Genomic DNA, 24,606 nt, shown 5'->3' with positions numbered 1-24,606 from the left:
TGCCTACAAAAAAGCCAGCATATTTGCTGGCTTTTTCTGATTCGAAATTTCACAAGGCAGGATTAACCGCGTGGTAATTGAATCTTTTTCTCTTCGCTTTGGCGATACAATACAATTGTATGGCCAATTGTTTGTAGTTTCGTTGCGCCTGTCTCGCGAACAATTGCATCAAAAATCAATGTTTTAGTTTCACGTTCATCTGTAGGAACTTTAACTTTGATTAGTTCATGAATTTCTAGAGCGCTTTGGATTTCAACTAAAACGCCTTCGGTTAATCCGTTTGCACCAAGTAATACAACAGGTTTTAAACTGTGCGCTTGGCCTTTTAAAAACTGCTTTTGTTTGTTCGATAATTTCATCATGTTACAAATTTTGCTGAATATGGCTTGAATTAAGGGTATTCTAACGCCATCTAGAGAATATTACTAATTAGTTACGTATTAATTTTATGGCAAATAAAAAACATTCAGCCAGTTCTAAGCGTTGGCTGAAAGAACATTTCGACGATCCTTATGTTCACGAAGCGCAAAAGAAAGGTTGGCGTTCTCGTGCGGTATTCAAATTAGACGAAATTCAAAACAAAGATAAATTAATCAAACCATCAATGACGGTGGTTGATTTAGGTGCTGCGCCAGGTAGTTGGTCGCAATATTTAGCAGAAAAAGTAGGTGATAAAGGTCAAGTAATTGCTTGTGATATCTTACCTATGGATTCCTTAGCAGGTGTTGACTTCTTACAAGGCGACTTTCGTGAAGAAGCGGTACTTGATGCACTATTGACCCGTATTGATGGAAAAAATGTTGATGTAGTTTTTTCTGATATGGCACCTAATATGAGCGGCAATACATCTGTTGACCAAGCTGGTAGTATGTACTTAGTTGAGTTGGCATTAGATATGTGTCACCAAGTTTTAAAGAAAAATGGTGCATTTTGTGTCAAAGTCTTCCAAGGCGAAGGATTTGATCAATACTTGCAGGAAGTACGTAATAGCTTTAAAGCGGTTAAAATTAGAAAGCCCGATGCATCACGCGCCCGTTCTCGGGAAGTTTATATAGTGGCGACAGGCTACAAACTGTAGTACAGTTGTGCTGCGTTAAGTTGAATTTAAATTAATTGGATACAAGAGGTTAACTCCTTGAGCGATATGGCGAAAAATCTAATACTCTGGCTGGTCATTGCTGTTGTGCTAATGTCAGTGTTTCAGAGCTTTAATGGTGGTGATCAGGCAGATCGCCAAACAAGTTACACTCAATTTGTAAGCGACGCTCGTAGTGGCGCTATCCAAGAGGTCTCAATTGAAAGCACATCTGGTACTATCACAGGCACCAAGACTAACGGTGAACGCTTTCAAACTATCATGCCAATGTATGATAAAGACATCTTGAATGATCTTTTAAAAAGCAACGTTAATGTAAAAGGTGTTAAGCCTGAAGAGCAGTCATTCCTCGCCAGCATTTTAATCTCTTGGTTCCCGATGTTACTGCTTATTGGTGTATGGATTTTCTTCATGCGTCAAATGCAAGGTGGTGGCGGTAAAGGCGCGATGTCTTTCGGTAAGAGTAAAGCGCGCCTGATGAGTGAAGACCAAGTTAAAACGACGTTTGCTGATGTCGCTGGTTGTGACGAAGCGAAAGAAGATGTAACTGAGCTGGTTGACTTCTTACGTGACCCATCAAAATTCCAAAAGCTAGGTGGTAGCATCCCGAAAGGCGTGTTGATGGTTGGTCCTCCAGGTACGGGTAAAACGTTACTTGCTAAAGCAGTAGCTGGTGAAGCTAAAGTGCCGTTTTTCACAATTTCAGGTTCTGATTTCGTTGAAATGTTTGTAGGTGTTGGTGCATCACGTGTACGTGACATGTTTGAGCAAGCGAAAAAAGCAGCACCTTGTATCATCTTTATAGATGAAATCGATGCAGTAGGCCGTAAACGTGGCGCTGGCATGGGTGGTGGTCACGATGAGCGTGAGCAAACACTAAACCAAATGCTTGTTGAAATGGACGGCTTTGAAGGTAACGAAGGTATTATCGTTATCGCTGCAACCAACCGCCCAGATGTATTAGACCCTGCGTTATTACGTCCTGGTCGCTTTGACCGCCAAGTTGTTGTTGGTCTTCCTGATATTCGTGGCCGTGAGCAAATCCTTAAAGTTCACATGCGTAAAGTGCCACTAGGCGACAACGTAGAAGCCGCAGTTATTGCACGTGGTACGCCAGGTTTCTCTGGTGCTGACCTTGCAAACTTAGTTAACGAAGCCGCGTTATATGCAGCTCGTGGTAACAAACGCGTAGTAAGCATGGCAGAGTTTGACGCTGCAAAAGATAAAATCATGATGGGTGCAGAGCGCAAGACCATGGTGATGAGTGAGCAGGAAAAAGAAATGACTGCTTACCATGAAGCGGGTCACGCGATTGTTGGTCGCATGGTACCTGAACATGATCCAGTTTATAAAGTGTCTATCATTCCTCGTGGACGTGCGTTAGGTGTTACTATGTACTTGCCTGAGCAAGACCGTGTGAGCCACTCAAAAGAGCTTTTAGAGTCAATGATCTCTAGTCTTTACGGTGGTCGTATTGCTGAAGCGCTGATCTACGGTGAAGATAAAGTGACAACTGGTGCAAGTAACGATATTGAACGTGCAACAGATATTGCTCGTAAAATGGTTACTCAATGGGGTCTTAGTGAAAAACTAGGTCCATTACTTTACGCTGAAGATCAAAACGAAATGTACATGGGTGGCGGCGGTAGTCGCTCTATGAGCATGTCTGATGAAACAGCGAAAGTGATCGACACAGAAGTTCGTTTATTCTCAGATCGTAACTATCAACGTGCAGAGCAAATCCTAAAAGATAACATTGATATCTTACATGCGATGAAAGATGCACTAATGAAGTACGAGACGATTGATGCGGGTCAAATTGATGACTTAATGGCTCGTCAGCCTGTACGTGAGCCGCGTGATGTTCATGACCGTCGCTCAGATGATAAAAAGCCTAGTACGAAGGCTGAGCCTATTGTTAATGAGACAAAAGCGGATGATTCAGTAAAAAAGGATGAAACAAGCCTTGATGACAAACCTGAATAGTCGTTAAAATATAATAAGCAAAAGCCCCGGATGCCGGGGCTTTTTTGTAGCATAAAATTGGCTCACTATCGTTGTTGAGCAAATGCATGGAAGTTTGAAGGTAAAAATGACCGCTCTTAAATTACCCCGAGGTCGTATTTTACACCTCGACTCCCCAGTGGTGATGGGGATTCTAAATGTCACTCCTGATTCATTTTCTGATGGCGGAAGTTACTGCCAACTAGACAGCGCTGTCAAACAAGCTCATACGTTATTAAATCAAGGTGCAAAAATAATTGATATAGGTGGTGAGTCAACTCGCCCAGGGGCACCTGATGTATCTCTTGAAGATGAACTTGAACGCGTTATTCCTTTAGTTAAAGCGCTTAGAGCAAGCAGTGATTGTATTATTTCCATTGATACCAGCAAGAGTGAAGTAATGCGCCAAGCTATAATTGCAGGGGCTGACATAATCAATGATGTTAGAGCGTTACAGGAGCCTGAGGCGGTAGAGGTATTGGCACAATACCCAGAGGTGGCAATTTGCTTAATGCATATGCAAGGTCAGCCCCGCACTATGCAAAGTAACCCACATTATGACGATTTATTTGCTGACATTAACGAATTTTTTGCAGAGCGTTTAGCCGCGTGTGAGCAAGCGGGCATTCAGCAACAACGTATTATTTTAGACCCAGGTTTTGGCTTTGGTAAAACACTGGCTCATAATTACGAAATTTTAAATAAGTTTGATGTATTTAACCAATTCAAGTTACCGGTTCTTGCGGGGTTATCTCGTAAATCAATGATCGGTAATTTATTAAATAGAGACACACATGAACGCTTAGCGGGAAGCCTTGCCGGCGCGCTGATTGCAGCACAAAATGGTGCTAAAATCATTCGCGTTCATGACGTACAAGAAACAGTTGATGTGCTTAACGTTTGGCAAGCATGTACTAAAGGAATTACAAATGAGTAAAACAAGAAAATATTTTGGCACGGACGGTGTACGAGGCATGGTTGGTGAGTACCCAATCACTCCAGAATTTGCGCTAAAGCTTGGTTGGGCTGCAGGTCGTGTTTTATCAAAAATTGGCACTAAAAAGGTCATTATTGGTAAAGATACTCGCATTTCTGGCTATATGCTTGAAACATCACTTGAGGCAGGTTTGATTGCTGCTGGTATTGATGTTGTTTTGTTAGGGCCAATGCCAACACCAGCAGTTGCATATCTTACGCAAACTTTCCGTGCTGAAGCGGGTATTGTAATTAGTGCATCTCATAATCCTTACCATGATAACGGTATTAAATTCTTTTCAAGCAGGGGCTTAAAGCTACCTGATGAAGTTGAGCTTGAAATCGAAGCTATGATGGATGAGCCAATGACCTGCGTTGCTTCTGATAAGCTTGGTAAAGCGCGTCGTTTAGAAACTGCTGATGGGCGCTACATTGAGTTTTGTAAAAGCCAATTCCCACAAGGCTTATCGCTAGAAGGTCTAAAAATTGTACTCGATTGCGCAAATGGTGCTACATACCATATTGCACCGTCAGTAATGCGTGAGTTAGGTGCTGAGGTTATCTGTCACGCCTGCGAGCCAAACGGGGTAAATATCAACCTAGAGTGTGGTGCAACCCATGTTGAAACGCTTAAACGCAAAGTATTAGAGCATAATGCTGATGTTGGTATTGCCTACGATGGTGATGGTGACCGAGTAATGATGGTTGACCACAATGGTCGTGTATTTGATGGTGATGACATTGTCTATATTATTGCTTGCCAAGCTGCAAATGACGATATTTTAGGTGGTGGTGTCGTTGGCACTGTGATGTCAAACATGGGTCTAGAAAATGCCTTAAAAGCGCGCGGTATTGGTTTCGCTCGCAGTAAAGTAGGCGATCGTTACGTGATGGAATTACTGCAAGAAAATGGCTGGAAAATCGGCGGTGAAAGTTCAGGTCACGTATTAAACCTTGATTTAATCAGCACGGGTGATGGCATTATCTCAAGCTTGCAAGTATTAGCAGCAATGGTTGCGCAGAATAAAACATTGCAAGACTTAGGGGCTGGTTTTACAAAATACCCAATGAAAATGATCAATGTTCGTTACCCACAAGGTACCGATCCGACGCAAGATCAAGCTGTAGTTGACATGGTAGCTCATGTTGAAGAGCAATTAGGTGATACAGGCCGAGTATTACTTCGTAAATCAGGAACTGAGCCTGTTGTGCGAGTAATGGTTGAAGCTGAGCAGGAAAAAGTTGTGCTTAATAGTGCACGTAAAATAGCTGAAGTTGTCGAAACTGTGAGCAAACAAACCCAGGCATAACAATAACCTCTTGTAACTTTGGGCAAGTCGAGTTAGTATCTTGCCCGCTTTCTAATGTGGAGTGGAATAATGGCAACACGTAAGCCGATGGTCGCAGGTAATTGGAAAATGAACGGCTCTCTAGAGCTTGTTGAACAGTTATCAACTGCTATCAAAAATGTTCAATCGGATGAACTGGATATAGTGGTGTTTCCACCATTCCCATTGTTGAGTTCTTTGCAGCAACAAAACGTCACGTTTGGTTCGCAAACAGTCTCTGAAAACCAAGCTGGTGCTTTTACTGGTGAAGTAGATGCTCAGTTAGTAAAAGACTTAGGGGCAACTTACACCTTGGTTGGTCACTCTGAACGTCGTAGCATTTACGGTGAGTCAGATGAAGTTGTTGCAGATAAGTTTGCGCGAGCGCAGCAAGTTGGCTTAACTCCTATCCTATGTGTGGGTGAAAGCGAGCAGCAACGTGAAGCAAACGAAACTGAATTAGTGGTTGCAGCTCAAATTGATGCTGTAATTAGCAAATTAGGTGTAGCAGCACTGAAGAATTCTGTGGTAGCATACGAGCCCGTTTGGGCCATTGGCACAGGTAAGACTGCCTCTCCTGAGCAAGCGCAAGCCGTGCACAAGTTTATCCGCGAGAAGATTGCTTCTTCAGATAGCGACGTAGCACAGCAATTAACCATCTTATATGGTGGTAGCGTGAATGAAAAAAATAGCGAATTATTATTTGCACAACCAGATATAGACGGCGGCCTTATTGGTGGCGCGAGTCTTAAAGCAGATTCATTTACTGCTATCTGTGAAAGTGCAAAAGGGACCGTATAAGATGTACGAAATTTTATTAGTAGTTTATTTAATTGTTGCTTTAGCATTAGTTGGTATGGTTTTAATCCAACAAGGTAAAGGCGCAGATATGGGTTCATCATTTGGTGCTGGCGCTTCTGGTACCGTATTTGGCTCATCAGGTGCTGGTAACTTCATGACTAAAACAACAACAATCTTAGCGACGATTTTCTTCGTACTAAGTATTGTTCTAGGTAACCTTACTGCAGGTCAAATCAAAAAGACTGATGAGTGGGAAAACCTAGAAGCTGCGCCAGCTGTTGAAACTGTAACGCCAGCACAATCTGATGTGCCTGCGACAGAAGATAAAACGTCTGACGTACCTAACTAATTAGCTTTGCTAATTATCGTTAAGCAGTTTTCACTCCTCAAGTAAACGTTAAGCTTAACAACATACAGAATTGTATGCGGATGTGGTGGAATTGGTAGACACGCCATCTTGAGGGGGTGGTGGCTTCGGCCGTGGGGGTTCAAGTCCCCCCATCCGCACCAAAATTAAAAAGCTGTAACTCACTGAGTTACAGCTTTTTTCGTTTTAGTGCTTCATAAAACAAAATGCGCACCTTTATAGTGCTTTTATTCTAATGCCATTCCCCTGCCCGAAATTAACTAATTGATTATTAATTGAAATAAAAATTGGAGTCTTCCTTGCTTAACTAGAGTTAGTATCTCTACTACTTTGAGGAAGCAAGATGGCCAGAATGAGTTATTTAAGTGCTATAGAACGTTATGAAGAGCAACAACAGCTTATTCATGAACTGCTTCTTTCTATACTTGCCAGTGTTCAGGCATCGTTGACTAACAAGCAAGCGTATCAACAGCTTGTCAATCAATACCCATTTCTAGAATTACAATATTGTTTGAATGAGCAAGGCATTCAGCAAGGTGATAATGTTTGTTTTAAGCGTCAGTACAACAAGAAACTAGGTAATGTTGGAGCTGGGCAAGATTTAAGCGCTCGACCTTATTTTTTAGTCGCCTCTGCTGCGCCTGTTCCGCACTTTACTTCGCCATATATTTCGACAGCGACTAAACACCTTTGTATCTCAGTGATCAAAACAATCCCTTCAGGCAACGATGAACAGCAGTTTTTGGTTATCGATGTGTGTTTAACAGAGCTGATTGAATTTATTATGGGAGACACCAAGCGAGCCAGAATGACACCTTACTTTAAGGTAGGTTATGGCCTGATTGTAGTTTGCTTATTCTGTTTGGTATTTTACCTGTTATATAAAGTGTTTGCCGGTATGGTGGACTTAGTCATAAGCGAAGACACTCAGTCAGACCCGCTTAAACCATTTACCATTATTATCTTTGTTACTTTAGCGTTGGCCATTTTTGATTTAGGCAAAACAATTCTAGAAGAAGAAATCCTCATGCATAAGGATATTTTTCGCCACAGCTCAACAAGACGAACGATCACACGCTTTATCTCAACAATTTTGATCGCAGTATCGATAGAAGCCTTACTAACCATGTTTAAAGCAGCGCTCGGGCAAACTGAGTACGTTATACCTGCTGTATTGATGATGTTTGCTGTGGTAGGTCTGTTGATTGCTCTGGCAATTTACGTTTACCTAGGCGCCAAGGCTGAAGATGTATTGACTCAGGTGCAACGCTTAAAAGTAAAACACTAATGAATAGGACGCTTTGTTTAAAACGCAGCGCCCTGAAATTGATTAAAGTGTACCGCCAATGCCAATACTTGGGTTAACGTACACAGGACCTACTTTAAATGGCGCATTAATATCTAGGCTTGCATATGGGGTGCAGGCATTTAAAGCTAACATTGCAGCCGCAAGAGCTGCTAAGCGAATCATTTTTTTATTCATTACATTTGCTCCTGAATTACAATACCAGCACCCGCTGGATCACGAATAATGGCGACGCTGCCACTTCGTACTTTGTCATTTGGTGCCATTAGAACTATGCCGCCTGCGGCGGTTACTTTTAATAGGGTCGCGTCAACATCGGCTACTTTAATGTAATTCACCCATGTGTTACCTATCTCGGCATCTGGTTTTTTTACAAAGCCAATCGCAGGTGTGCCATTTAGGGCTAAGTAGCTGTAATTGCCATTACTAAGCGGTTTACTTTGTGCTGAATAATTACCAAGTGATTGGTAAAAGGCTTTGCTCTGCTCTGGGTTATCACTCCATACTTCTTGCCAAATCCAGCCGTTATCAGTTTGCTGAGTTTCAGGGTCACCATTTACGGTATTGATCAGTGAAAAAACAGCCCCTTGGGGGTCTTCTAATACAGCAATAGTGCCACGGCCTTTAATTTCGGTACTGCTTACTAAGACTTTACCTCCGGCTTTGATAGTTTTTTCACTAACGGCAGCGATGTCTTTACTACTGATAAGGCTCAGCCAATGGCTGGCATTTTGTTTATTATCAAGCTCTGCCATACCAGCAATTAATTTTCCATCTAATGATGCCAGCGTATAGCTGTCGTTAATGGCTTCGAATTGCCAACCAAACACGCTGCTATAAAATGCTTGAGATTGTTCCAAATTGGGTGTGATCAAATCATGCCACACAACGTGACCTGAGTTTTTTGTTCCTGAATCACTGATTGCAGGTAATTCACTTGAGGTAAGCTGGCAACCAGTCAACGAGACCGCTGTGACTGCCATTAAAATTGCAGCACGTAAGAGGGTGAGTAATTTCAAAGTTTGCTCCTTGCAAAATGGGGTCAAATAAAAGCATAGACCATTATTTGTTTGTTATTCAATCAAAAAGAGTTTGTTTAATGATCTAAAACCATTATTGAACCAGTTTTAGTTCAATAGTGTTTAATTAGGTTTAACAACTACTTTTGAATTAATTAGCGAAAAACCATCAAGTAAATCTGCACATCATTAAATCCAAGTTATTTTTGATATTAAAAGCAATGAGTTAATTATTTTCGCTTTAGTGGGAGTATCTCGGCGTTTAATTTTCATTCACTTAATCAAACTGCGAAGTCAACGGCTTAAACGCATCTAAGCAAAATTCAACAATTTTAAAATCCTAATTCACATAATCTAAAACTGTTAACGAGATAATTCATATGGAAGTGAAGTGGCTAAACGATGAAGCTATTACCGATCTTACTAGTAGTTTGTGTGGTTAATCCCTGTTTTGCATTTGATGATGTGAGTTTGACGCTAACTGGAGAGGTTAGTGCAAAGTGTGGGTTTGAAGCACAATCGACGGAACTGCAGTTTTCAGAGAGTGGCTTAGTTAACACGGTATTGGTAATCAACTGCAATACACCTATGAAGGTGTCTATACACTCTCAAAATGGTGGATTACGTCATCAGCAAAGCAATGTGATTAACAACTACAGAATGAGCTTGTCAATTGTGAATACAGCGCTAAAAAAGTCATATATGGCGGAGCAACTTCACAACAAACAAGTATTCTCAGTGAGTGATATTTTGTTTAAGCGGGTGATGGATGTTCAGTTTCAGCTTGCCGAACCACTTATATATGCGGGTGAATACAAGGATATCTTGCGCATAGAAATGACCCCAACCATTGCCTCTGGTGGTGTTTGGTAGTCGCTAATAATTTTATAAGGAATAGTGGAATGAAAAAGCTAATCGCACTATCTGCAATTGCAATGCTCTCGTCAGGCGCTGCACTTGCTGAAAACATTAATATCAGCGGTTCTGTCGCTTCGGTTTGTGAGGTAAGTAATTTAGATACATCGACTTACTTTCCAAGTATTGCTAAAGATCAAACGACGACACTGGATTTTGAATTGCAATGCAATGACTCAGATGGTGCCACACTGAAATTAACAACGTCTGAAGGGCACTTACAAAACGCTGATGACGAGGATGATGGTGTCGGTTATACCGCCGCGTTAACTGCAGCGCCATTTGCTTTTACGCTTATTGCTGATGATGGTGATAACGATGAAAGCGCTGAACAAAGTCAACCTGGTTCTGCTGCTTTGGCAGTAGGGGGTATTCCTGGCACGATTGTACTGACTATTACAGAAGACCCAATATTTTCTGGAACGTACTCAGACACTTTAATGCTAACTGTTACAGCTAACTAAGTTATTTTAGGCAGCCTATGGCTGCCTTATCATCAAAGGAGGGATGATGCACAGACTTATCTATTTATTCTCACTTCTTCTTTCATTTCACAGTGTCGCATTTCAAGTTCAGCCTATGGTTGCTGAATTAGCGCCAAGTGGCTCTAATGCACAACAAACAATTCGTGTAATGAACAATTCATCAGCTTCGCTCGCCATTGAGTTAACAGCATTTGACTTAAAAATTACACCCTCGGGTGAGGAGCAGCTGACCACAAACGATGCAGATTTTTTCATACTTCCAATGACAACCATTATTGCACCTGGAAAGTCTCAATCAATTTTAATTCGCTATGTTGGCGATCCTATTTTAGCAGCCTCTAAATCATACCGGATTGGCGTTGACCAAGTAATGATTGATACAGGTGAATCGAACCAATCGGGTGTTGGCATTGCGACTAGCTTTCGTACCTTATTTACTGTGGTACCCGAAGGGGCTACAGCAAAACTTGTAATTGAACAAAAGCAGCAACAGCAAGAAGGGCTTTGGAAAGTACGGTTAAAAAATGAAGGTAATAAATTACTGCGTTTATCTAAATCAACTTGGTTTATTGAACAGCATGATGACACTATGAACTTAGCTGGCGAAGAGTTAAGTCGTGCATTATCAGGCAAGCTTTTATTGCCACACTCTTCTCGTGAGGTCTTACTAAAAGTACCTAAGCAGTTTAAAGCCGAGCAAAGTAAGTTAAAGGTACAATTTTAATGCGTATCTTTGCTGTTTTAATTTTATTTAATTCGCTGTTCTGCACTGCTGTGGAAGTAAGCCCAATGGTACTAAGCTTGGATCCAACCAAGCCACAGCAAGTAACCTACAGTACGATACATAATGTATTTAACCGTGAAGTCGCTTTTGATATAGAAATATTTGAGGTTGATTTTTCTGGTCCAGAGCCAATGTTTCGTTATCTCGAAAATAGTCCTGTTTGGGTGTTTCCTCCAACATTGTTATTGCACCGTGGTGAAAGTCAACGAATCCAATTGCGCTGGGTAAGTGAAGCCCCGAGCCTAGATAAAACCTATCAAATAAGTTTAGTTGAGCAACCACTGTCAAACTCTGCAAATGCGTCTGAGCCACAACTGACGATGTTGCTTAATGTGAATTTAATTGTTCATGTACATCAAGAGAGCTTTTTACCTGATCTTGTTGTCGAAAAGAGCTTATGCAGTAATTACAGCTGTGAAATAACGGTAGCAAATAATGGTAAGGGCGCCGCCCGCCTGAGCGAATATGATCTTACGATATATTTGCCTCATCAAAAAACCGCTTCATTTAAAAAACAACAACTAAAAGCATCGGGTTATGACGTGTTCTTTGCGCCAGAAAGCAAACAGCAGATGCTCATCCCGTTAAAGGATAGCGTTAATGCAGAAGTTATCTCGCCAGACGTTGCGCTATCTCAGTAGTTTGCTTTTTTGCTCTGTGTGTATGTTTTTGTTTAATGCTGGTTTAGCCTATGCAAAAATAAATACCACCTCAAAAGAGCTTGAGCTCACGGTGAGCTGCTACTTAAATAAGCAACCTCAAGCAAACATTTCCTTACTGGTGACTCCAGATGACACCTTGCTATTAAAGCATTCAGAATTGATGGTGTTTTTAAGACCAATTGTAAATACCCAAACCCTTGAACACATAGAAATGCTTGTTGATGAAAAAGGCTTGGTAAACATTGAAGAGCTTCAAACATTGGGCATTGGTACTGTGTTCGAAATGCTTGATTTTAGCTTAAACATAACCTTGCCACTGAGCATGATCAAAGAAAAAAGTATTGCTGCAGTGTCAAAACGAAAGCAGCAGCAAGCAATTAAAAGCGCAAACTACAGTGGCTACATTAATGTGTATTCCAGCTATGTGTATCAATCGAATCAAGCCCAAGATATAAAGCAAAAGCAGTTAACGATTAGGCCTGAAGCGGTATTAAACTTAAAAAGTTGGGTTATAGAAAACGAAGCCCAGTTCGTAGATACACAAAGTGACAACAACTTTAAACGATTAGGTACTCGAGTAATACATGATTTACCCATTCATGGCATGCGTTTTTCATTGGGTGATAATTACAGTGCGGGTAGTTATTTTCAATCTACAATTCGCATCCTTGGGCTGTCGCTTGCCCATGATTTTACTCTTGTTTCTGACAGAACAATTCGGCCAAGTGCATCGCAGCGCTTTACGCTAGATAGCCCATCTTCTGTTGAAGTATATATTGATGATCGCTTATTTAGACGCTTGAACTTGCCTGCCGGTATTTATTCTCTGGACGATATTCCGTTAATAGAGGGTAATAACCATATTGTTTTGAAGATCACGGATAATGCGGGTGTTACAAAAGAGGTCAACTTTACACTTACCACAGGCCTCGATTTGTTCTCTGAAGGGCAGCTTGAATACGAACTTCACTTTGGTTACCCAGCAAAATTAACAGATAAATTAGCCTACGATTATGATCAGCCTTTATTTTCTGGCTTTATTAACTACGGTATCTCAACAAGTTGGACCGCTGGGTTTTCAGCTCAAGGAAATGAAGAGAGTCTGCAACTAGGGCTTAAGCAAATATTTGCGACCCCAATAGGGCAGTTAGCATTTGAAAATGCAATTAATCTCGATGATGCTAAAGGCTATGCATATCGGCTTATCTATAGCTCATTTAGGCAGCTATCTCAGTCGGGGGCTGATTTCAGTATTGGCTACGAATACAGTAACCCTGAATTTTATCAGATAGCTTTCAATAATGAATTGAGCTCGCTTGCTAGTTCTAGGCAGCACTTTATCCAAGCAAATATCAACTTTATGAGCGAAACATCAATACAAACGTCGATTTTTGCCAATGTTTCTAGGCGTCATGAGCAAACACAGTTTGAAAAATCAACGGGGGTAAATGTTTCAGGCAAAATTAACACGAATCAGTGGTATTTTTCACTCGGTGGACAATGGCAAGAGACAGAGCAACATCAGCAGTGGAGTTTTAACTTATCGTTGAGTTATCAGTTTTCGCAAAGGCAAAGATTAAAGTTATCGCACCAATCTAAATACGATAAATCCAGATTGGAGTTTACTCAAAATGAAAATCAGCGCTTTGTTGGTGCACTAAATTTACATGCAGGCTTAGAGAAAAATAACAATAACGAAGCCGTGTTTGATCTTAACAGCCAATACAATACAAATAGATTATCATTAGGTTTTGACCATGGCACTTACTACCAGCATTTAAATGGCAATCTGTTGTCTCATCAAAGTCGTGCCAGTGCTGCAGCAAGTATTGCATTTGCTGATTCTCAATGGGGGGTGGGTAAGCCTATTCAAAATAGTTTTGCTTTGATTAGTGCACACCCAAGTTTAGCGGATAAAACCATTAAGTTAGGTTTACAAGAAGAAGATTATTTAGCCACTAACTCTGATCTGCAGACCGTGTTACTCACCGATATGAATGCCTATGACAGAGCCACTATTGGGGTTGATGTTGAAGACTTAGCACCTGGTTATGACCTAGGCGCTGGTAATATCACTTTTTATCCTTCCTATAAAAGCGGCCATGATGTTGTAGTAGGTTCGCAGAACAATATCTCCATGCTGGGAACTTTAAAAAATAGTGAAAACGAACCGCTTGCATTGCAAGTCGGTGAGGCGCGTTGCATTGACGAGCAAGTAGCAGAGCCTTACTTATTTTTTACCAGTAAAACAGGGCGTTTTGCACTGACTGGGCTAAAACCTTGCCAATATCAAATTGTGCTAAAAAATGTCATCCATGAGCCCTTAATTATCGATATAGATACACAGCAACAGCTGCATAATAAAGGAGTGATTTATGTACATTAAGCGATTTCTATTTATAGTACTTTTAATTAATGCGCTATTTTATACGTCGGCGAGTTTTGGTCAGTGTTCTGCAAAGATACAAAGAATTGAGCATCTATTCGATAACTTACAGGATTACCGAACACTACAAAATCAAGATGCTGAAAAGCAGATTAAAGTAATCATAGAGGGCGACACAAGTTGTTCATACTATTTGCAAGTCTCGAGTGAAAATAACCAACAATTGCGTGGTCAGTATCAACACATCCCTTATTTCATTGGAAACTCAAGTTCGATTTTTAATAACTCATCTGTCAATAACCTTGTTATTTCTGACAATACAACAGATTTACGGTTTGTGATTGCAAAAGGTAGCATCGCACGTGCTGGTCAGTATCAAGATACAGTTAAACTAATACTTAAAAATCAATTTAATGAAGCTCTTGATGAACGAGATTACGACTTCGACGTAACAATTCCGACGCATTTAGCACTGTCTTTTTTAGGTTATAACAGTGCTAGTACAAGTATCGACTTAGGAGAGCTTATACCTCAAAAGGAATATAGCCTATTACCTAGTTTATTGGTTGTCGCAAATACAGATGTCGCAATGACTATTTGGTCAGAGAATAAAGGTAAATTGGTACATGAGCTTTACCAAAACAACTATACGATTAACTACTCACTGGCCCTTGCTGGGGATTATATTGAGCTACATCACGCAATGAAAAAAAGTTTCTTGTTTACAAAGCAGACAGATTTTTTAATCCCTTTAAAAATAAAATTAGCCGCATTTAGTAATCAAGCTGCAGGACAGTACCAAGATACAATTCGCTTCCAAATTAGCCCGCAAGTTTATTGATTTTATTCATGTTCCTTTCGCACCACTGTAAGGCTTTTTGTTTGTTTTTAACATTAATCTTCTGGTAAATCTTGTGCAAATGAACTCGCACCGTTGCTTCGCTAATAAACAAAGTATCGGCGATTTGAGGGCAAGTCGCGCCAGAAGAAAGCAAGTGCAGTACTTTAGATTCTTTAAACGTTAAGTTGTTTGATTGAATTTGATTTTTTTGCTCAGTTTCGAGCATCACTCTCATCCATTTATCGCTCACCGTTCTTGGAAACCACAAGGATCCCTTTTTAATTTCTTGCAGTCCCTGTTCAAAAATATCTGTTTTGGTGTTTTTAAAAAATAACCCTTTTAGCTTTGGCCAGTCTTTTAATGGCAACACATCCGCTCTATCAGGCATATTAAAAATCACCAGATGATGATATCCATGCGTCTTCATAAACTCACTTATTAATTCACGGTTGGTCAAAGTGTCTAAAGAGTCGTAATTAAGCAGCAGAGTTTTATCATCATTCGCAATACAGTAGGGAAGAATTGAAGCTGATGACACAGAATCAGCCGCGTTTTTATTAAAAAGAAAATCCATATTCACGCCAAAAACTATCGGTAAATGATAACAAGTAAATTGTGTTGCTGATTATTACGTGTAAAAAATGAAATTCCAACAGAGGAAAATCTTGCGCACATTTTTGTTTAGTTAGCTTTTGCTAACTTGGCTGCACTTTATTAAACATTACCTGAGCTAGGTACTCTTTTGAAGGTGAGAAATTTCTGAAATTTATTTCTACTTGATTGAAAAGTAATAAAAATAACGTTCATTTTTTGTTCATTTTAATTGTGTTATTCAGAAAGTTTACTGCGATAATACAAAACTAAACATTTATTTTTATTTACTTTTATGTAAAGAATCTAGTGGCTTATAATTCGAAAATATGGAGATAATGTGGTTTATTTATACAGTTTTTGATAAAAATCAAAATAATTATACATATTTTCACAAAACTGACATATAATACCCCTCCAGAGGAAAGATGCTTATAGCTAAGCGTCTTTTTTTATGCCTGAAATTTACGGGTAAAAATACACACACACGGTATCCTTTGGAGTTTTAATTGAAATTACGTCACCTCTCACAGTTAACTGTAGCTATTGTTGCTGCATTATCTACTTCAGCCTTTGCTGAGCAAGAAAAAACCACTGCTAAACAAGATGCTTTTGAAAAAATCGAAGTAACAGCGCGTAAGCGTACAGAAAGCATTTTTGAGTCGCCAACCGCAGTGACATCAATCGGTGAAAACCTGATTGATAAAGCGAACATGAGCAACCTAGAAGACATTGGTAAATACGTACCTAACCTAAATATCACGCGTTATGGTGTAGGTAATGCGGCCCATGCATCTGTATTTATTCGTGGTATTGGTTTACAAGACCACGTGATCACAACTGATCCGGGTGTAGGTGTTTACTTAGACGGTGTTTACCTTGGTCGCCAAATGGGCTCTAACTTATCATTACCAAATGTTGAGCGTGTAGAGGTATTACGTGGTCCACAAGGTACTTTGTACGGTCGTAACACATTAGGTGGTGCAGTAAATATTATTACTAAGCAACCTGGTGATGAAGGCATTGTGACTACAAATGCAAAAGTAGGTAGCCGTGGTCGTTTAGCCGGTGACGTTTACTTTAATAACAGCCTTACCGACACTGTAAGCATGTCTGCAAGCGTGTCTTATAAGCAACGCGATGGTGTAGGTGAAGCAATTAACCTTGCTAACCCAGAAAAAGAAATTGGTGAAGAGCAAGAGTTAAGTGGTCGTATGGCGCTTAAGTGGCAAGCAAACAGCGACTTATCTTTTGTGTTCTCTATTGATGGTGTTGATAACGAATCAGGCCAATCACCATACACAATTGAACTAACGGCACCACTTGATCCGAATGACCCATTCAATGGTGATTTCCCATTACTTACTGAAGACATGTTACCAAGCGATCCTGATGACTTAGCAACGACGGTAGCGGGTATTGAGTCGACGGCTTATTCAGGCTGGGGTACTTCATTAACAGCTGACTGGGATATCAATAATACGTATACAGCAAAGTTCATCACTAGCTACCGTAGCTCAGAATACGAAGGGGGTCTTGATGATGATGCTGTTGCCCTTAACTTATCTGAATTCCCAGAAGAAGGCGGCGCAGATCAATATTCATTCGAAATCCAGTTAAATGGTAGCTTCGATAATATGGACTTTGTGTCTGGCTTATACTTCTTTAATGAAGATGGCTTCACAAGCTCTGGCCCGTTTGTATTTAGCCCATTCAACACACCTGATGGTCTTCTGAATGATGGTACTACAGCGTCTTTTGGTGATTATGGTTACTTTGATATCAACCAAGAGACTAACTCATACGCAGCTTATATCAATGCAAGCTATGACCTAAGCGATGATTTAACTGTGGGCGGTGGTCTACGTTATTCGAAAGATAAAAAAGAAGCCGATGCCTTATTCCCAACGTTTGCAACTCGCAAATACGTAAGTGCTGATTTTGATGCGGTAACATGGGATTTAAATGCGTCGTACCAGCTTAGCAATAACATGAACGTGTATGGCCAAATCCAAAAAGGTTATCAAACAGGTGGTTTCCCACCGCGTCCATTTGGTGGTCCTGATCAATTTGTTTCTTTCGATGAAACAAAAGCAATTAACTATGAGCTTGGCCTAAAAGGTCAGGTACATGAAGATGTATCTATGATGCTTGCTGTGTTTGTTACTGATTACACAGACCTAGCATTACCATTCTCAGATCCAACTGCAGGTGGCGGTTTCGTTACTATCGTAGAAAATGCGGGTGAGTCTAAAGCACAAGGTATCGAGCTTGAGACAACAATTGCATTTACTGATGACTTTACGCTACGTAGCGCAATTGGTTACCTAGATTCAGAAATCACAGAAGTAGATGACGGTGTATTAGGTATTGGTAAAGGTGACTCACCAGCACTAACACCACGTTGGACTGTGATGGTCGCACCTTCTTATTTCATTGATTTAAGTAACGGTGGCACAGTGGCAGTTAACGCTAACTATTCATACCGTAGCGATATGCAAGGTCAATCAGTTTACAACCAAAGTGAACACATTGATTCTCGTGAATTAGTGGGTTTCAACATTTCTTACTTAAACCCGAACGGTGACTTTGAAGTGACTCTTTACGGTGAGAACGTGTTAAACGAAGTATACGATGTGGGTCGTTTACAACAATCTGGTTTTGTTGGCGTAATGCGCAGCAATGACCGTAGTGAATTTGGCTTAAAATTCAAAAAAGAATTTGAGCTTTAATCACTAACAAAAAAGGGCAAGTAAATACTTGCCCTTTCTTTTTAATTATTTTTCTCTTGCTCGCGTTTTTCGCGCGCTTCTCTTAATTCTTCAGCCAGTTCTTTTGCTTTTTGCTTGGTTTTTTCAGACAGCTCACCAGCCGCTTCTTTACTCTCAATCCATGCATCTAAGGCAATTTCTTTACCGTCGTCATACATGCTCAAGCCCATTTTCTTACTCTCTTCGAGTAACTCTTGCAGTGAGTCGTCGTTAAACTCATTGGTGGCGTCTTTTACGTCGCTCCAAGCATCATTTAGGGCTTGCTTTACTTCTTCTTTTGCTTCGCTGGCATCTTTCTTGGCTTGCTCTGCGTCATCACAACCTGTTAAGGCAATACAGCCTAATAAAACTAAGCTTGCTAATTTGTTCATATTTTTCTCTAATGGTTAATCAACTATAAAGCAGTATAAGCAATAAAAAATGAATATAGCTAGAACAGCACGATTAAGTTTTCGGTTAATGGATGAAAATGATGCCGAGCTACTTTATGAGCTAGATAACGACCCTGAGGTAATGAAACATCTCACTCGCGGCAAAGTATCCACTATGCAGGGCATTAAAGAGGTGTTTATTCCACGCTTGAATGCCTATAGAAATGAGCAAAAAGGGTGGGGGCTTTGGCAAGTAAATATCATCGAGAGCAATGAATTTATCGGTTGGGTATTAGTCAGGCCTATGGGCTTTTTTGAACAGCCTGATTTTAGTGATTTAGAAATTGGCTGGCGCTTTAAAAAAATGAGCTGGGGCAAAGGCTATGCGTCAGAGGCCGCACTTGCCATTGCCAAAGCAGTTAGCGAGCCAGAGGAAGTAAAGTCGCTCAGTGCCACAGCACTTAAAGATAACCTGGGCTCAATAAAGGTGATGGAAAAACTAGGCCTCAAGTTTGTAAAAAACTACAACCATAAAGATGAGCAAGGTGAATTACCTGCAGTACTTTATTCATGCCCTAAAGAGCAGCTTAGCTAAGTTAATCGTAACTAATTGACCTTAAGGGTTACACATGTCTAAATGGTTAAAATAACATCAAGAAAAAGGAAGTACCATGGCAAATTTAGTCAAATACGCGGCACATCTGTTGATCGTTACCGCGATATTCTTTCATCCGTCAAGTTTTGCAAAACAAGCAGCTGTCGCAATGCCTGATAGCTACAGCAGTGATACGGCACGGGCTATTTTAGAGCAAGGCGGTAACGCCGTTGATGCGGCAATTGCGGCACAGTTTGTATTAGCAGTGACTTTACCAGAAGCCGGAAATATAGGTGGTGGCGGGTTTATGCTGATCCAAAAAGATGGCAAAGGTGATTTTATTGATTACCGTGAAACAGCCCCTGCTGCAGCTCATCGCGATATGTACCTTGATGATAAAGGTGATGTTATTGATAACATGTCAGTGTACGGTATTCACGCAAGTGGAGTTCCGGGCAGTGTTGCTGGAATGTGGCTTGCCCATCAAAAGCACGGCAGCTTAGAGTGGAAGACTCTGCTAGAGCCTGCGGTTAAATTAGCCGAGCAGGGCTTTATTGTGCATCCTAAGCTAGCCGCAAGTATCGAACGTTACATTGCGCGAATGGCCAAAAAATCGGTAAACATTAACTTTGCCGATTACTTTGCTGATGCCAAAGCAAATAAGGTATTTAAACAGCCGGAACTTGCCGCCACACTAAAACGTATTCGTGATCAAGGTAAAGCTGGTTTCTACGAAGGTGAGACAGCAAAGATCATTGCGACGTTTATGAAGCAACACGGCGGTATTATCACTGAGCAAGACTTAAAAGCTTATGAAGCTAAATCGCGTACACCGATTAAAGGTAATTGGCGCGGTTACGAAGTGCTCACATCGCCACCGCCAAGTTCAGGTGGTATTGCTATTTTACAATGGTTAAAAATGTACGACTTGGCAAAGCCAAAAGGAACGCTTGAGCACAACTCGACCACCTATGTTCATATTTTGGCTGAAGTAGGTAAACGCGTATTTGCCGACAGAGCTGAATATTTAGGTGACCCAGATTTTTATGAGGTGCCAAAAACAGCTCTACTTGCAGATGATTATCTTAGCAATCGTGCAAGTACAATTCGCCCAGATGCCATTTCAACTACCGAGAACATCAAACCAGGTTTACACGAAAGTGAGCAAACAACGCATTTTTCTATTCTAGATAAGTGGGGCAATGCTGTTGCGAATACCACGACCATCAACTTAAGTTTTGGTAGCGGCGTGGTTGTATCGGGCGCAGGATTTATTTTGAATGATGAAATGGATGACTTTAGTGCCAAGCCAGGTGTGATGAATGTATTTGGTGCAATTGGTGGTAAAGCTAACGAAATTCAACCCCATAAACGCATGTTGAGCTCAATGACACCGACCATTCTACTTCAGGATAACAAAGTTAAAATGGTAACTGGCTCTCCGGGTGGTACCACGATTATTAGCTCTGTGTATGAGTCAATTTTAAATGCGGTTGAATTTGATATGACAGCAGAGCAAGTGGTAGACAGCCCACGCTTTCATCACCAGTTATGGCCTAAAAATGTGATTAGATACCACACAGGTCTTGAACCAAAGGTTGTTAAAGCGCTTGAGAAGATGGGTTATACACTTGATGAACGCCATTTTGGTGATATGCATGTGATCATCAATAAAGACGGTAAATTAGATGCAGCCTCTGAAGCATCTGGCCGTGGTAAGGCGATGGTGTTTTAATTAAATCTTAAATCAGACACAAAAAAAGCACCTTCGGGTGCTTTTTTTGATGAGCTGTTTAACCAATCGCTGGAATAAGCCCCGCCATTTGTAAACCTTGAGCACTAATAATAAGCACACCAAACAGGGCGGCCAGTGCTAAGCCAATATTACCGCCTTTAACTTGGTAACCCGCATCAGGTTTGCTGCTTCGTTGCTTATAGACCATAGCTACAGGTAAAAACACCGCTAAAATAACCAGCGCAATGGCGGCGTAGCCAAGTGCCATAATAAACCCTTGTGGATAGAATAGCGCAAAGCCTAGCGGTGGAATAAAGGTGATCAAGGCTGTTTTGATACGATCTTTACTACCATCACCTTTTTTAAATGCATCAGCAAAAAAGTCGAACAAACCTAAACTCACCCCTAAGAAAGACGTGGCCAGCGCTAAATCAGCAAAAATGTTCACAGCGGTGGCAACGTGTGGGCTGTGAGCAATGCTAGCAACACTGCTTACAAAACCGGGTAACCCTTGGCTTTGTAGCAAGTCGCTTTGACTCATCATGCCTTGGCTAAGTAATTGCCAAAAAATGTAAATTACTAAAGGCAATGCGGCACCTGCCACCATTACTTTACGAAGTGTTTTGATATCTAAACCCACGTATTTCACAATCGATGGAATAGAGCCATGAAAACCAAATGAGGTAAACACCACTGGAATTGCAGATAAAATCAGACCTTGTTCAATAGGCATTTCAAGTAAGTGTTGGCCATGAACATAAGGTGTCAGCATATAAAATAAGCTGGCTAGTACGCATACTTTAATAGTGAAAAGTACGCGGTTAAGTTTATCGACTTTGCTGGTACCGAGTGTCACCACAGTACCAATCACAACAGCCAGAATAACTGAGCCAACTTGCGGCGCTAAAGAAAGCGATAAACCATTGTTGAGCTTTTCTTGTAATTGCGCACCACCACCTGCGATATACGCAGCGCATAATGCGTAAAACAAAAACATCACAGAAAAGTTAGCGACCCATTGCCCACGTTTACCTAACCATGACTTAGCTAACGTATTGAGGGTTGCATCTCTGTCGGCATATTGATGCAGCTCTAGCATTAGTAATGCTGTGTAGGTCATTAAAACCCATGTAAGTAAGATAAGTGATAACGCTGTTGTGAAACCAAGCCCTGCGGAGGCGATAGGCAATGCCAGCATCCCTGCACCTATGGTGGTGCCAGCAACAATTAACATGCTACCTATTGTTTTATTTTTAAGCACTTTTTGCCCCTTAAACTTCGTGAGAGGCAAGAAAGATATAACTTGTTTAACAAAACTTAAATAGTTTTGTTATAAATCAAAGAAATTAAATGTAACCTATGATTTACATGTGCAAACAGGCTGTTGAAATCAGCAAAAAACTTTTTGCCAAATAGCATGAGTATTCATGTTGACAAAATAATCATTTAGGCGGATTCTTAAGCTTCTTCAACTTACTTTATTAAATACCATGATGCAGCTAAACCAACGACCAACAAACAATTGTATGCGCCTGACCTCATTAGTCGTATGGTCTGTTATTTGCTGCGGTTAATTAAGTAAGTTTTACTAACCGCGTTCTAAGCGGTTGGTTATTTCCCTTTTAAATTTTCTTCCGCTTTTTTCGCCTTTTTAAAGGAATAAGCTAGTGCCTGTTAAAGCCTCATATTTTTTAATGGTGGTGATTTGGTCAACAACACCACTGGGTATTGTTTGGAGTAGTGAAACGGTAGCACCAACCCTGGCTGTGTTTTTACGCATGCTGGTGGGGCTGGTGTTGGCTTCGTTTGTCGTTGTTGTTGCCAATATCCGAGTGCCCTGGCATCGCCGTGCTTTATTCCTTTATGGCTATTCAAGCATAGGTATTTTTGGGGGCATGTTATTAAGTTACATGGCCGCTAAAACAGTGCCTTCTGGGTTAATATCATTAATGTTTGGCCTTGCACCAATTTTATCGGGCTTACTTGCGCAAAAAATCTTGAACGAGCCTAAGTTTAGCGCCATTAAGCTTGGCGCACTTGGCTGTGCCTTAATTGGTTTATTTTTAGTAAGCCAACGCCATATTCAAGGGGGAGTAGAGCAGCTTAGTGGCCTGTTATATGTATTTATGGCAGTGTGCTTTTTTAGTTTGAGCGGTGTGATGATCAAACGGGTAAGAATTGCTATTCATCCAATGGCTACCACATTTGGCGCGTTGGTTTTTGTAACACCTCTGTTTTTTATTACTTGGTTGCTGGTAGATGGCCAACTTAATAGCCAGATGTGGAGTGCAAAATCACTGTACTCAATTGTTTACTTAGGCGTGTTTGGCTCACTAATTGGTGCGCTGGCGTATTTTCATGTATTGCAGAAGTTGAACGCAAGCACGGTCGCATTAACAACCTTGATCACACCAAGTTTTGCAATCGCGATTGGTGGTTTACTTAATAATGAGCCTATTGACCAAGCACTGATTGTTGGTGCGACCATCATTATGATTAGCCTCGCATTTTTTCAATTTGGCGATAAGTGGTTAAAGCGCTTTAAGCGCGTGAAGTCGGTAGAAATGAGTTAAAGCTAGTAGCCGCTTCAGCGGCTACATTTTTGCAATTTGAATGACTAAACGACGGTTTTTATTTCTGTCTAAAATGTTGTCGTTGCTAGCAACATGGCGCTTTTCACCGTAACCATCGGTATCTACTTTGCTTTCATCGACCCCTAAGCTAACAATGTAATCCTTAATCGCTTTAGCGCGTTTTTTTGATAATTCGAGGTTGTTCCAGCGACCACCGTAGCTGTCGGTGTAAGAAGATATTGAAATAGATTCGATGTTGGTGTCGTACTTTAAGTATTCGCCAATTTTATCTAAGCGTTTTTGTGATGATTTAGTCAGCTTGCTGGTATTAGGCTCATAGTTCATCACTGTGAACGAAATATCTTCAAAGCTGTAAGGCAGCATTGCATCTCGGCACTGTAAAAACGCCCAATAAGCTTGCTTAAAGTTGACACTCGATAAACCAACGGCAATTTTATCGGCACTGTTTTGCCAGTCTTGGTAATAAAATGTCGGTTGGTAACCTTTTTCAAGTTCGGTGAGCATTTCCCAAGCAGTTTTGTTGCCAAGCTCGCCGTCAAACTTACGTAATAGCTTCATATTTGCTAAGTCGCGAGCAGGCATACCTGCACGCCAGCTAGGTGGTACGGCTTTTAGGCCAGCAATACTGTAATTGTCTGGGCGTACGACCATATCAAGGTTAAAGTTTACGTCTTTATTTTTACTGGCAGTGGTGCTGAAAATTGCTTCACCATAGTAAGGAACTTCATGATTTAATTGGCATTCTAAGCGAGAAGTTTTAACCATTTGCCAGTTCGACATATCAGCATTAGCGGTATACTCACGCATGGCTGCATGCGCATTTATACTTGCAACTGAGGTTAATAGGCCTAGGCTTAAAGGAAGTAATGAAAGCTTCATCACGGTAATTCTCCAACAAATCATCAATGCCAAATAATTGGCAATTTTTGTGTTTAATTGCTTCAGCATACTAAACACAGGGCTAGCTGATTAATATAAAG

General features: G+C 40.8%; 24 protein-coding genes and 1 tRNA gene. 18 read left to right on the top strand and 7 right to left on the bottom strand.

The features are described 5' to 3' along the window. Window positions 1-62: 62 nt before the first annotated feature. Entirely contained in the window at window positions 63-359 is a 297-nt protein-coding gene (gene yhbY, locus HUS61_RS04345; RefSeq protein WP_175082263.1) for a ribosome assembly RNA-binding protein YhbY, read from the bottom strand. A gap of 89 nt (window positions 360-448) precedes the next feature. On the opposite strand from yhbY, the gene rlmE reads away from it, so the two are divergent. The 8 genes from rlmE (at window position 449) to HUS61_RS04305 (ending at window position 7,859) form a co-directional block, all read left to right on the top strand. After that, the gene (rlmE, locus tag HUS61_RS04340; RefSeq protein ID WP_054551703.1) at window positions 449-1,078 is read left to right on the top strand and encodes a 23S rRNA (uridine(2552)-2'-O)-methyltransferase RlmE; all 630 of its coding nucleotides are present in this window, start codon (window positions 449-451) and stop codon (window positions 1,076-1,078) included. Between the two features lie 66 nt (window positions 1,079-1,144). Continuing rightward, a complete protein-coding gene (gene ftsH / locus HUS61_RS04335; RefSeq protein ID WP_258535968.1) occupies window positions 1,145-3,082 on the top strand; it encodes an ATP-dependent zinc metalloprotease FtsH in 1,938 nt (645 codons plus the stop codon). A gap of 106 nt (window positions 3,083-3,188) precedes the next feature. Then, a complete protein-coding gene (gene folP, locus HUS61_RS04330) occupies window positions 3,189-4,037 on the top strand; it encodes a dihydropteroate synthase (protein ID WP_175082075.1) in 849 nt (282 codons plus the stop codon). Beyond that, window positions 4,030-5,385: a phosphoglucosamine mutase gene (glmM, locus tag HUS61_RS04325; RefSeq protein WP_175082076.1), complete on the top strand. Its 1,356-nt coding sequence runs from the start codon at window positions 4,030-4,032 to the stop codon at window positions 5,383-5,385. The genes folP and glmM overlap by 8 nt, the downstream gene beginning before the upstream one ends. A gap of 69 nt (window positions 5,386-5,454) precedes the next feature. Then, the gene (gene tpiA / locus HUS61_RS04320; protein ID WP_055196993.1) at window positions 5,455-6,204 is read left to right on the top strand and encodes a triose-phosphate isomerase; all 750 of its coding nucleotides are present in this window, start codon (window positions 5,455-5,457) and stop codon (window positions 6,202-6,204) included. Between the two features lies 1 nt (window position 6,205). Beyond that, window positions 6,206-6,553, top strand: coding sequence for a preprotein translocase subunit SecG (gene secG / locus HUS61_RS04315; protein WP_054551698.1), 348 nt, complete (start codon window positions 6,206-6,208; stop codon window positions 6,551-6,553). A 76-nt stretch (window positions 6,554-6,629) separates the two neighbouring features. Continuing rightward, window positions 6,630-6,714, top strand: a tRNA-Leu gene (locus HUS61_RS04310). A 200-nt stretch (window positions 6,715-6,914) separates the two neighbouring features. Continuing rightward, on the top strand, window positions 6,915-7,859 hold the full coding sequence (locus HUS61_RS04305; RefSeq protein WP_175082077.1) for a general glycosylation pathway protein: 945 nt from the start codon (window positions 6,915-6,917) through the stop codon (window positions 7,857-7,859). A gap of 42 nt (window positions 7,860-7,901) precedes the next feature. Here the strand turns inward: HUS61_RS04305 and HUS61_RS04300 are convergent, their stop codons facing one another. After that, a complete protein-coding gene (locus HUS61_RS04300) occupies window positions 7,902-8,054 on the bottom strand; it encodes a hypothetical protein (RefSeq protein WP_167350228.1) in 153 nt (50 codons plus the stop codon). Then, complete coding sequence (locus HUS61_RS04295; protein ID WP_258535969.1) at window positions 8,054-8,896, bottom strand: VOC family protein; 843 nt, start codon at window positions 8,894-8,896, stop codon at window positions 8,054-8,056. The genes HUS61_RS04300 and HUS61_RS04295 overlap by 1 nt, the downstream gene beginning before the upstream one ends. Window positions 8,897-9,298: 402 nt before the next feature. Between HUS61_RS04295 and HUS61_RS04290 the strand changes: the two genes are divergently transcribed. The 6 genes from HUS61_RS04290 to HUS61_RS04265 are packed head-to-tail and all read left to right on the top strand — an operon-like array spanning window position 9,299 to window position 14,969. Further along, complete coding sequence (locus HUS61_RS04290; RefSeq protein WP_175082078.1) at window positions 9,299-9,769, top strand: hypothetical protein; 471 nt, start codon at window positions 9,299-9,301, stop codon at window positions 9,767-9,769. A gap of 29 nt (window positions 9,770-9,798) precedes the next feature. Further along, window positions 9,799-10,275 (top strand): hypothetical protein, encoded by a 477-nt coding sequence (locus HUS61_RS04285; protein ID WP_175082079.1) that lies wholly within the window; start codon window positions 9,799-9,801, stop codon window positions 10,273-10,275. A gap of 43 nt (window positions 10,276-10,318) precedes the next feature. Next, window positions 10,319-11,020: a molecular chaperone gene (locus HUS61_RS04280; protein WP_258536469.1), complete on the top strand. Its 702-nt coding sequence runs from the start codon at window positions 10,319-10,321 to the stop codon at window positions 11,018-11,020. Next, window positions 11,020-11,721, top strand: coding sequence for a hypothetical protein (locus HUS61_RS04275; protein WP_175082081.1), 702 nt, complete (start codon window positions 11,020-11,022; stop codon window positions 11,719-11,721). Before HUS61_RS04280 ends, HUS61_RS04275 begins: the two co-directional genes overlap by 1 nt. Further along, a complete protein-coding gene (locus HUS61_RS04270; RefSeq protein ID WP_258535970.1) occupies window positions 11,681-14,128 on the top strand; it encodes a fimbria/pilus outer membrane usher protein in 2,448 nt (815 codons plus the stop codon). The genes HUS61_RS04275 and HUS61_RS04270 overlap by 41 nt, the downstream gene beginning before the upstream one ends. Next, the gene (locus tag HUS61_RS04265) at window positions 14,118-14,969 is read left to right on the top strand and encodes a hypothetical protein (protein WP_175082082.1); all 852 of its coding nucleotides are present in this window, start codon (window positions 14,118-14,120) and stop codon (window positions 14,967-14,969) included. The genes HUS61_RS04270 and HUS61_RS04265 overlap by 11 nt, the downstream gene beginning before the upstream one ends. Here the strand turns inward: HUS61_RS04265 and HUS61_RS04260 are convergent. Continuing rightward, window positions 14,950-15,543 carry a LuxR C-terminal-related transcriptional regulator gene (locus tag HUS61_RS04260; RefSeq protein WP_201024587.1) on the bottom strand — a complete coding sequence of 198 codons (594 nt, stop codon included), beginning with the start codon at window positions 15,541-15,543 and terminating at the stop codon, window positions 14,950-14,952. The genes HUS61_RS04265 and HUS61_RS04260 overlap by 20 nt on opposite strands. A 526-nt stretch (window positions 15,544-16,069) precedes the next feature. Between HUS61_RS04260 and HUS61_RS04255 the strand changes: the two genes are divergently transcribed. Beyond that, entirely contained in the window at window positions 16,070-18,292 is a 2,223-nt protein-coding gene (locus HUS61_RS04255; protein WP_055196989.1) for a TonB-dependent receptor, read from the top strand. A gap of 41 nt (window positions 18,293-18,333) precedes the next feature. Here HUS61_RS04255 and HUS61_RS04250 read toward each other — a convergent pair whose 3' ends face one another. Then, a complete protein-coding gene (locus HUS61_RS04250) occupies window positions 18,334-18,702 on the bottom strand; it encodes a hypothetical protein (RefSeq protein ID WP_054551695.1) in 369 nt (122 codons plus the stop codon). Between the two features lie 49 nt (window positions 18,703-18,751). Between HUS61_RS04250 and HUS61_RS04245 the strand changes: the two genes are divergently transcribed. Beyond that, a complete protein-coding gene (locus HUS61_RS04245; protein WP_175082083.1) occupies window positions 18,752-19,297 on the top strand; it encodes a GNAT family N-acetyltransferase in 546 nt (181 codons plus the stop codon). 76 nt (window positions 19,298-19,373) lie between these two features. After that, a complete protein-coding gene (gene ggt / locus HUS61_RS04240; RefSeq protein ID WP_175082084.1) occupies window positions 19,374-21,032 on the top strand; it encodes a gamma-glutamyltransferase in 1,659 nt (552 codons plus the stop codon). Between the two features lie 58 nt (window positions 21,033-21,090). On the opposite strand, the gene HUS61_RS04235 is transcribed toward ggt, so the two are convergent. Then, the gene (locus HUS61_RS04235; RefSeq protein WP_082389182.1) at window positions 21,091-22,293 is read right to left on the bottom strand and encodes an aromatic amino acid transport family protein; all 1,203 of its coding nucleotides are present in this window, start codon (window positions 22,291-22,293) and stop codon (window positions 21,091-21,093) included. A 406-nt stretch (window positions 22,294-22,699) separates the two neighbouring features. Between HUS61_RS04235 and HUS61_RS04230 the strand changes: the two genes are divergently transcribed. Continuing rightward, complete coding sequence (locus HUS61_RS04230; protein WP_175082085.1) at window positions 22,700-23,605, top strand: DMT family transporter; 906 nt, start codon at window positions 22,700-22,702, stop codon at window positions 23,603-23,605. A gap of 21 nt (window positions 23,606-23,626) precedes the next feature. On the opposite strand, the gene HUS61_RS04225 is transcribed toward HUS61_RS04230, so the two are convergent. Beyond that, window positions 23,627-24,505 carry an OmpA family protein gene (locus HUS61_RS04225; RefSeq protein ID WP_054561850.1) on the bottom strand — a complete coding sequence of 293 codons (879 nt, stop codon included), beginning with the start codon at window positions 24,503-24,505 and terminating at the stop codon, window positions 23,627-23,629. Between the last annotated feature and the right edge of the window lie 101 nt (window positions 24,506-24,606).

Origin of the sequence: Pseudoalteromonas sp. 0802 (genome assembly GCF_013350085.1) — a bacterium.
Lineage (GTDB): Bacteria > Pseudomonadota > Gammaproteobacteria > Enterobacterales > Alteromonadaceae > Pseudoalteromonas.
The sequence above is the reverse complement of the archived record's forward strand: the minus strand, read 5'-3'. Positions and strand labels throughout refer to the sequence as shown.